8 protein-coding genes and 1 tRNA gene are annotated in these 9,152 nt (G+C 49.8%); 7 read left to right on the top strand and 2 right to left on the bottom strand.

From position 1 onward, the window contains the following. The first annotated feature begins 120 nt into the window (after positions 1-120). The 7 genes from HWQ67_RS08620 to HWQ67_RS08590 all read left to right on the top strand — a co-directional run bounded on the left by HWQ67_RS08620 (position 121) and on the right by HWQ67_RS08590 (position 7,087). A complete protein-coding gene (locus tag HWQ67_RS08620; RefSeq protein ID WP_218252278.1) occupies positions 121-2,778 on the top strand; it encodes an ATPase, T2SS/T4P/T4SS family in 2,658 nt (885 codons plus the stop codon). Between the two features lie 58 nt (positions 2,779-2,836). Next, positions 2,837-2,908 (top strand) — tRNA-Gln (locus HWQ67_RS08615). An 80-nt stretch (positions 2,909-2,988) separates the two neighbouring features. Further along, complete coding sequence (locus tag HWQ67_RS08610) at positions 2,989-3,933, top strand: ribose-phosphate pyrophosphokinase (RefSeq protein WP_218252277.1); 945 nt, start codon at positions 2,989-2,991, stop codon at positions 3,931-3,933. Between the two features lie 288 nt (positions 3,934-4,221). Further along, positions 4,222-5,094 carry a hypothetical protein gene (locus HWQ67_RS08605; protein ID WP_218252276.1) on the top strand — a complete coding sequence of 291 codons (873 nt, stop codon included), beginning with the start codon at positions 4,222-4,224 and terminating at the stop codon, positions 5,092-5,094. 116 nt (positions 5,095-5,210) lie between these two features. Further along, complete coding sequence (locus HWQ67_RS08600; protein ID WP_218252275.1) at positions 5,211-5,861, top strand: 50S ribosomal protein L25; 651 nt, start codon at positions 5,211-5,213, stop codon at positions 5,859-5,861. Between the two features lie 61 nt (positions 5,862-5,922). Continuing rightward, positions 5,923-6,513: an aminoacyl-tRNA hydrolase gene (gene pth / locus HWQ67_RS08595; protein WP_218252274.1), complete on the top strand. Its 591-nt coding sequence runs from the start codon at positions 5,923-5,925 to the stop codon at positions 6,511-6,513. A gap of 4 nt (positions 6,514-6,517) precedes the next feature. Next, positions 6,518-7,087, top strand: coding sequence for a pyruvate kinase alpha/beta domain-containing protein (locus tag HWQ67_RS08590; RefSeq protein ID WP_218252273.1), 570 nt, complete (start codon positions 6,518-6,520; stop codon positions 7,085-7,087). A 56-nt stretch (positions 7,088-7,143) separates the two neighbouring features. Here the strand turns inward: HWQ67_RS08590 and HWQ67_RS08585 are convergent, their stop codons facing one another. Continuing rightward, positions 7,144-8,244 carry a sigma 54-interacting transcriptional regulator gene (locus HWQ67_RS08585; RefSeq protein ID WP_218252272.1) on the bottom strand — a complete coding sequence of 367 codons (1,101 nt, stop codon included), beginning with the start codon at positions 8,242-8,244 and terminating at the stop codon, positions 7,144-7,146. A gap of 167 nt (positions 8,245-8,411) precedes the next feature. Next, entirely contained in the window at positions 8,412-8,897 is a 486-nt protein-coding gene (locus HWQ67_RS08580; RefSeq protein ID WP_218252271.1) for a PEGA domain-containing protein, read from the bottom strand. Positions 8,898-9,152 lie beyond the last annotated feature (255 nt).

Genomic DNA, 9,152 nt, shown 5'->3' with positions numbered 1-9,152 from the left:
TAAAATCAAAGGTAATAAACAAAAAACAGCTTGCCGCAGCACTGAAAAAAACAAGAAACGGATAACCGCCGACTGGGAGAGATACTCGTTGCCGATAAGGCGGCTACGGAAAAAGACATCGTGCTGGCTTGTTCCGCACAGTTGGGCATCCCCTACAAGGAGCTCAAGGACGTCGAAGCAAACCAGGATGCCCTGCAATTCATTCCCCAAGGGTTGGCTCAACTGCACCTCATCGTCCCCCTGACGATTATCAGGCGGGTACTGGTTGTATCCATGGCCGATCCACTCGACATCAATGCCATCAACGCCATTGCCATTGCCACAGGTATGATCATGAAGATCGTGATATCCACCACAACGGAGATAAAAGAGGCGATTAACAGGTTTTATAACGTTGAATGTTCTCAGTGTTTGGGTGAGATACCCGTGACATTATCTATGGCAAATGCGATAGAGACAAAGCTCTCGCCCTCAGGTAAAAAGGTGATGCTGGGCGATGTCTTGCTGGCAGCCGGACTGCTGGAACCTGCTAATCTTGAACACGCCCTTGAGCTTCAAAGAGAGAAAAAGAAAAGACTAGGAGACATCCTGGTTGAAGAGGGCCTGATCAAGGACGTGGATATAGCCAGGGCGGTATCGGCTCAACTGGGCTTACCGTTTGTTGAAATGGATGATTACAATTGTCAGCCGGAGGCCCTGAAGCTCGTCCCGGAGAAGCTGGCCATCAAGTTTCTGACACTACCGTTAAGTGTTGAGGGAAACATCCTGTATGTAGCCACCAGCGATCCCCTCGACAGAGAGGTAATTGATACCCTGACGTTTGCCTCCGGTAAAAACATCAGGGTAAAGGTTTCTACTGCCACGGACATACGAAAGGGGATAATCCAATTCTATCAAAAAAAACCGGTGAAAAGACTGGGCAACATCCTTATAGATGCAGGACTGGTAACCGAGCAGCAGATATCGGAAGCCCTTAGTGACAAGCAGAGTTGCACAAAGAAGTTGGGCGAACTGCTCACGGAAAAGGGTATCGTTAGCGAAAGGGACATCTGCAAGTCCTTCTCCACCCAGTTGGGGATACCCTTCACTGACCTGACCGCGGTTACATCCGACATAAAGGCCATCGAGCTTATCGCCGAGTCGGTGGCGCAGACCAATATGCTAATCCCCCTGAAGCTGGACAACCGCGACCTGACCATTGTCATGGCCAACCCCCTGGACATCGCAATCATAAAGGAAATAGGACGTATCACCGGAAAGCAGATAACGGTTACGGTGTCAACCCCGTCTATGATCAGGGATGCGATCATGCGCTATTATCAGTACAACAGTCCCCTGAGGGATATAGACGTAAGCGCAGATAAGACAGGTCTTGATGCGGATATATATCAGACCAGCGATGACCTGATAAATGACAGCAACTCCCCTCCAATCATCCGCATAGTGGACAAGATACTGCTTCAGGCCGTGAGGATGAAGGCCAGTGATATCCACATTGAGCCAAAGCAGAAGACGCTTGACATACGCTACAGAGTGGACGGCATGTTGCGCAGCGTCAATCAACTGCCCGCACACGTGCAACGTGCGGTGTCATCGCGGTTGAAGATCATGTCGGCGCTGGATATAGCGGAGAGGCGGATTCCGCAAGACGGTCGGATAAAGATCAAGATAGACGGCAAGGAGGTCGATCTGCGTGTTAATACGCTGCCCAGCCAGTATGGAGAGAAGATTGTCATGCGACTTCTGGACTCAAGCTCGGCCATCCTCAACGTCAAGGACATAGGTTTGACAGACAGGGATGCCGCAAGATTAAATGGTGCGCTGTCCGTCCCTAATGGCATTGTCCTTGTAACGGGGCCTACGGGTAGTGGTAAGAGTTCCACGCTCTATGCCATAATCAACGCAGTCAAGGAGCCAACGATTAACATAATGACCCTTGAGGACCCCATAGAGTACAACGTCGATGGCATAAACCAGATAGCGATCACCGAGCGCATGACGTTTGCGCATGGTCTGCGTGCTGCGATGAGGCAAGACCCTGACATCATCCTGGTGGGTGAGATGAGGGATGCCGAAACGGCCAACATAGCGGTACAGGCCTCTATTACGGGCCATCTGGTGTTGTCAACGCTGCACACCAACTCCGCAGTGGGGGCCATTGCACGTCTGGTCAACATGGGGGTCAAGCCCTTTATGTTGGCCTCGGCCCTGAGGGGCATCATTGCCCAGAGGCTTGTGCGCAAGATATGCACCAAGTGCAGCAAGTCATACACCCCCTCAAGTGAGGAGCTTTTAAAGATGGGGCTTAACGGCAACGCAAAATCACAGAGCTTTAAATTCTCCAGAGGTTCTGGATGTTCCAATTGCGGCAAGACGGGTTACAAGGGGCGTATGGGCATCTTTGAGATACTGACGCTCAATCATAAGGTCCGTACTCTGATCGTCAAAGAGGCGCCCGAACAAGAAATAGAGAAGGCGGCCGTGGAGGGTGGCATGTCTTTTATCCGTGATGATGCCATCTATAAGGTCAAAAACGGTTTGACAACCATTGATGAGGTTGTCAGGAGCATCCACATGGGGGATGCCGAGCAGGATGATGACGGCATGGGGTATCCTTGCACGAAATGCGGCAATATACTCTATCCTGATTATGTGCTCTGCCCCTTTTGTGGCAGTCTCAGAGAGGACAGATGCACCGTTTGCGGTAAGCAAAGGCTGCCAGGCTGGCACTTCTGCCCCTACTGCACAAGGGGTTTTGCCGAAGTGGCAACGGCGTAGATTTTTTCTTTTTTTTGACAATTGTGCTGCACATGGTTTATAATTACCTTTGAACGGTTGGGACGTCGACAAACGGCAAGTCAGGAGACTTTGGATCTCCCATCTGGAGGTTCGAATCCTCCCGTCCCAGGAATTAGCAAGATGGCCAATTTTAATTAGCAGGAAGGTCGCTTTAACAAGGCTGCCCAACTTAGTAAAGGAGTTATTAGAATGCCTAAAGAGATTAAACTTCTAACGGGTAACTCTAACCGCATGTTAGCAGAAGAGGTGTCTCAGTACCTGAACATCCCGTTAATTGATACATCGGTAAAGAATTTTAGCGATGGTGAGATATCCATAAAGATTAACGAGAACGTCCGCGGCGATGATGCCTTTGTCATACAGTCAACGTGCATGCCAGTCAACAACAACATCATGGAGTTGCTGCTGATGATAGATGCCCTCAAGCGAGCCTCTGCCGGAAGAATAACGGCCGTCATCCCCTACTACGGCTATGCCCGGCAGGACAGAAAGGTGCAACCGCGCGTGCCCATATCTTCGAAGCTGGTGGCCGACCTCATCGAAGTGGCAGGCACACACCGGGTGCTGACCATAGACCTGCACGCCGGACAAATTCAGGGATTTTTCAACATCCCCGTAGACCATCTCTATGCCATCCCGGTGCTCTTGGAGTACATCCGTCAGAACTGCCCCGTGGATAACCTCGTCATTGTTTCCCCCGATGCCGGAGGCGTGGAGCGGGCCAGGGCGTTTGCCAGACGCCTCAACTGCTCCCTGGCCATAATTGACAAGAGGCGTGAGGAGGCAAACGTCTGCATGGTGATGAACGTTATCGGTGACGTAAAAGGCAAAGATGCCCTGATACTGGACGATATGATAGATACCGCTGGTACAACGGCTCAGGCCGCCCAGATTTTGATAGAAAATGGCGCCAAGGTCGTGTATGCCGCCTGCACGCACGCCGTCCTCTCAGGCCCGGCAGTGCAGAGGATCAATGAGTCTGTTATCGAGCAGGTCATTGCCACAAACACGATCCCCCTTGACAGCAAACGAGAGAGTTGCCCCAAGCTGACCATCCTGAGCGTGGCGCGTCTGCTTGGCGAGGCCATCGAAAGGATACACGTGGAGTCCTCCATCAGTTCGCTGTTCTTATAAGCAAGAGAGCATAAACATGTATACTGATCGGATTCGAGTTTTTTCGGGTATCAAAATTGCTCAAATAGAAGAAAGAAAGGGGCGGTTTGTGGCAGGAGTGCCTCACCCCCTCCGCTTCTTGGCGCTCCAGGTCCCACCTGGCCCCTTTAGAACCCCCTGCAAGGGGGCCGGCCCCTTGACCCCTTTATGCGTATTTTTATTACCATTTGTTACCCATGAAAAATTTATGCACCCCCCCCTGGAATCAACTGTTGACAGCGATACTCCTGTGGGATTATTATAATAGTCATGCACCAGAAGTATGATATAGTATTAAAAGATATCATTAAAGATGTGCCGCAGAGGTTCCTAAAGCTGCTGACGGGATATGATACGGGTAGATTCATAGATATCCAATTCCCCGATATTCAGATAAGGGAGGTCGATATCTTGATTGAGCTGCCGGATGGGGATATCGCTCACATTGAGATGCAATCGTCAAACGATAACAACATGCTGGGGCGTATGTATCTCTATTCCGGTTTCATATACAACCAGTACAAGAAGTTACCGCTACAGATTGTCTTGTATATCGGCAACAAGCCGCTAAACATGAAAAGCAGTATGGAGTTTAAACGAATAAAGTATTCCTACGAATTGATAGACGTCCGTACTCTTGACGGTAACCAACTCATTGACAGCGATAACCCTGATGATAACATATTGGCTATTCTGTGCAGAATAGACGATGACAATGTCACGATAAAGAGAATTCTTGCAAAACTCTATCGATTACAACCCAGAGAAAGGGAAAATTATATCAGGAAATTGCTATACCTTGCCGGATTAAGAAATTTGGCCACCAAGGTAAAACAGGAGGTACTGAACATGCCGATAACAATTGATTTGGATGAATACGAGTTCTTTAAGGATATATTTACAAAGGGTGAACTCAAAGGCAGGCAGGAAGGCAAGCTGGAAGGCAAGCTGGAAGGCAAGCTGGAAGGCAAGCTGGAAGGTATAGAAGGGATGCTTGAAATCAAGTATGGTCCGGAGGGACTGGAGCTTATGGATATGCTCAGGAGGATTGATAAGGTCGATAAACTTGATGAGTTTAGTGTACTTATCAAGAGTTCCACGTCAGTAGCCCAGTTGAGATTGTACCTGCAGGGTAACGCTTGAGCTTGCCAGGTGTGGTAACGCTTGCCGCAGCTCCAGTGTAAATGCGATTGCCCCGGGGGACTTACTTTAAGTTAAACACGAAAAAATTTTAACGGAAAACGGGAGAAGATAAACCTATGGAAAGAATGAATCTGACTGCCGAGGTCAGAGCGGAAACCGGCAAGGGAGTGGCACGTTCGTTGAGACGCAAGGGTGTTATCCCCTGCGTGATCTACAGACACGGACAGTCCGTGCCTATACAGATAAACAGGAAAGAGCTTGTCGGCTTTGTCAATGCCAGCTATGGCCAGCAACTGCTGGTTAACCTCAACTTCAGCGACGGCACCACCAAGTTGGCCCTGATGAAAGACCACCAGGTTGACCACATAAAGGGCGAACTGTTGCACACGGACTTCTACGAGGTCTCCCTGCTGGAGACGGTCAGGTTAAGCGTAGCAGTGCTGCTGGTGGGTACGGCTGTGGGAGTCAAACGTGATGGCGGCATACTCCAGGCCGGTCTGCGTGAGATAGAGATAGAGTGTCTGCCCGATGCGATCCCTGCACATGTCGAACTGGACGTCACGGGCATTGAGATCGGTCACTCGCTGCACGTCAGCGACCTCAAGGTGGACACCGGCATAAAGGTCCTCACGGATGTCGGGGAGTTGCTTGCCACCGTCTTGTCCACGGCACAGCTCGCCTCAGAGCAGGCCGCAGGAGAAGGCGCCGAGGCATCCAAAGAGCCGGAAGTTATAAAGAAAGGAAAGGTCGAGGACAAAACAAAGTAAATCCACCAACTCTGATGTGCGGATTGCCATTGCAAGTGATTCAACCTTGGGGTGAGGCATTGTGTGGGTGATAGCAGGACTTGGCAACCCGGGCGCCAGATACAGACACACGCGCCACAATATTGGTTTTATGGTAATAGACGAGCTGGCCGGTCGCTATGCCATAAAGTTAAAGACCAGGGGTGTTGCCGACAGTGGCACTGGGGTCATTGAGGGCCGTGAGGCAATGCTCATCAAACCACTCACATACATGAACCTCAGTGGAAATGCCCTCAGAGACGTAATGAAGTATCACCATGATACCACCGTGGTTGTCCACGACGACATAGACATGGACACCGGTCGGTTGAAGCTCAGGCGTGGCGGCTCCTCCGGTGGCCATAAGGGGATACAGTCCATCATAGACTGTACCGGGCTGAGGGACTTTATGCGGGTCAAGCTGGGCGTTGGCAGGGACCACTCCGTAGCGGTTGAGGAGTACGTCCTCAGCGGCTTTGGCAGGGCCGAGGCAACCGTGGTGGAAGAGGTCATACAGCGTGCAGTTGACGCCATTGTGTGCATCATCGTGGAAGGCTTAGATGCTTGCATGAACAGATTCAACGTAAAGGGTAACGAACAAAAAAACAAGCAGCTAGACCAGGGAGGTCAATGATATTATGGAAAAACAAATAGTGTATTTTGAAACAGCCGGTAAGGTCAACACGACCTCATGCCTGCAGCTCACCAGGAAGACCATAGAACAGTATGGCTATAAGCACCTGATAGTGGCAAGCACAACGGGTGAGACCGGAATCGCCTTTTCGGAGGCCTTTAAGGGGACGGATACACGTGTTGTTGTGGTGACGCATTCATATGGGTTTCGGGAGGCCAACACGATAGAGATATCGGCAGAGAGCATTGATACGATCCGCCAAAACGGTGCGACACTCTACACGGGAACGATGGTGACACATTCGCTGGATACGGCGTTATCTGTCAAGAGTGGCGGAATGTATCCGTCGATGATAGTGGCACAGGCGCTACGGAGGTTTGGAGAGGGACCAAAGGTCTGCTGTGAGATGGTTATGATGGCTGCCGATGCCGGACTTGTACCGGAGGGCAGTGAGGTTGTTGTTGTTGCCGGCACAGGCAGAGGGGCCGATACCGTAATGGTTATACGCGCTGCGGCTTCCAAGCGGTTTCTTGACCTGAAGGTACTTGAGATACTTGCCAAACCACGGGGGTAAAACAAGGGCATTGTGGTTGAGTACATTGACATTTGCCGAACTTCAACCTGTAGTCTTTACTTTAGGCCGTAGTCTTTTATTTTAGTAATGAGTGTCTTATAATCAATCTTTAGTAGGGCGGCAGCCTTTTTCTTGTTTCCACCGGTAAAGGCGAGCGCCTCTTTGATGGCCTTGCTTTCGGTTTGTCTGACCACCTCGGCAGTGGAGGTCTTAAGCGGCGGAATAGGTAAGCTCTCAACAGTAGCCACTGACTTCTGACTCAACATCTCAATGTGCTGGGGCAGTAGCCGCTCCGTTGTGCATACCAGGGTTGCCCGTCTGGCGACGTTTTTGAGTTCCCTGATATTGCCGGGCCAGTGATGTTGTTTAAGTATGATAAAGACGTCCTCTGAGATATCCACAATATTGCGGTTGAGTTCGATACCGGCGTCGGTGACAAACCCACTGAACAGCGCAGGTATGTCTTCCTGTCTGTTTCTCAGGGGCGGGACGGTGATGAAAAACTCACCAAGCCTGTAGAACAGGTCATCGCGCATTGTCCTGTCCATCAGACTCACCGAAATATCCACGTTGGTGGCCACGACCAGACGAACGTCCACGTGGGTGGCCTTGGCAGTGCCTATGGGATAGAACCTCTTTTCTTCAACCACGCTCAGTATCTTACCCTGCACCTTGCCGGAGAGATTCTGTATGTCGTCAAGGAATATGGTGCCCCCGTCAGCGCTTTCAAAGAAGCCCTTCTTTCGCTTGTATGCCCCCGTAAACGAGCCCTTCTCATAGCCAAAAAGCTCCGTCTCTATGAGGGACTCCGGCACCGCATTGATATCTACGTGGACAAATGGGCGCGAGCTCCGCTTGCTAAACGTGTGCAACAGACGCGCTATCATGGTCTTACCGGTGCCCGTCTCTCCCTGGATGATTACGGAAAAATCCGTCCCAGCCACAAGGGTTATCTTTTCGATAACCTTTTGCATCTCCGCATTCTTGCTATATAGAAGTTGATTATTTATAAGCTCTCTTCCCTGTTGACTTATATAATTTTCCTGACCATCTGAAACGGACAAGGTAATACCCCTCCGCGACAGATCATACGTCCACTTACCCTCAGTACCATAGCTGATACCAACATCGGTTGCATGAGTGTTTATGGTTCTCATCAAATGCTCAATAAATAGGTGCAATTGGTTATAAGACATCACTTTCTCATATATCGTTCACCCCAATCCACCGATTACCTGGTTTGTCATATTTTCTCAATGACCTCTCTTTCCACAATCCCAACATTATCCTTACCATACAAGGATAGCTACAGTATAACCAAGTATCAGAGATGGATTCCAGTGAATTTTACTTCACATGTTTTTTTCACTATAACAGTTTTGCCGGAAAATACGGTTATCTCTTCTGTTTTTGACGCATAGCCACTTTTTTCGAGCGTAATTTTGTATTTGCCTACAGCCCTGTTGAGCTTGTAAGGGGTGTGTCCCAAGAACCTGCCGTCAACATACAGTTTTGCCATCGACGGGTCAGTCTTGATGATGACAGCCCCCTTGTTTTTGAGGACATCCCCTGGTAGCTGTTCCTGTATGTTCGTTTCGTCTGCTGCATGATTAAAGGGAGCGCCTGGGAAGATTGTGGTTGTCTGGGGCATAGTGTCGGGAGTTGGTGATGTTACAAGCTGTTTGCGAGCGTTATCTGTTACAGGAATACCCTTGAGCTTTACAGCAGTGCTACGATAAGACACGCCGTAGTGTATTATCCATAAGAATATCACTGTCGTTATAATCCCAAAAAACCCAAGTCCTTTCATAATATAAGCCTTTGCGCCTTAAGAAATACAAAGTACTCACATATCTGCTACCTTAGATCTATTATAGCAGACATCCCATAAAAAAATACAATACCGTCTTAACGTATCCTCTTTATATTTCATGGTAACTATACTTTAAGGCAAGAAAGAAAGGGGCGGCTCCGCTTCTTTGTCGCTCCAGGACGCTCCTGGCCCCCTTCAGAACCCCCCGCAAGGGGACCAGTCCCCCACTGAGCCGGGGGTCGCTGACCCCTT

It is taken from the genome of Candidatus Magnetobacterium casense, from assembly GCF_019173545.1.
GTDB classification, from domain to species: domain Bacteria; phylum Nitrospirota; class Thermodesulfovibrionia; order Thermodesulfovibrionales; family Magnetobacteriaceae; genus Magnetobacterium; species Magnetobacterium cryptolimnobacter.
This window is presented reverse-complemented; position numbering and strand designations above follow the sequence as displayed.

What these genes read in the sequence shown, in the direction of transcription:
- HWQ67_RS08610 (WP_218252277.1), top strand. Translation starts at nt 2,989, where the DNA reads ATGCCTAAAGAGATTAAACTTCTAACGGGTAACTCTAACCGCATGTTA.
- HWQ67_RS08605 (WP_218252276.1), top strand. Translation starts at nt 4,222, where the DNA reads ATGCACCAGAAGTATGATATAGTATTAAAAGATATCATTAAAGATGTG.
- HWQ67_RS08600 (WP_218252275.1), top strand. Translation starts at nt 5,211, where the DNA reads ATGGAAAGAATGAATCTGACTGCCGAGGTCAGAGCGGAAACCGGCAAG.
- HWQ67_RS08590 (WP_218252273.1), top strand. Translation starts at nt 6,518, where the DNA reads ATGGAAAAACAAATAGTGTATTTTGAAACAGCCGGTAAGGTCAACACG.
- HWQ67_RS08585 (WP_218252272.1), bottom strand. Translation starts at nt 8,244, where the DNA reads ATGAGAACCATAAACACTCATGCAACCGATGTTGGTATCAGCTATGGT.
- HWQ67_RS08580 (WP_218252271.1), bottom strand. Translation starts at nt 8,897, where the DNA reads ATGAAAGGACTTGGGTTTTTTGGGATTATAACGACAGTGATATTCTTA.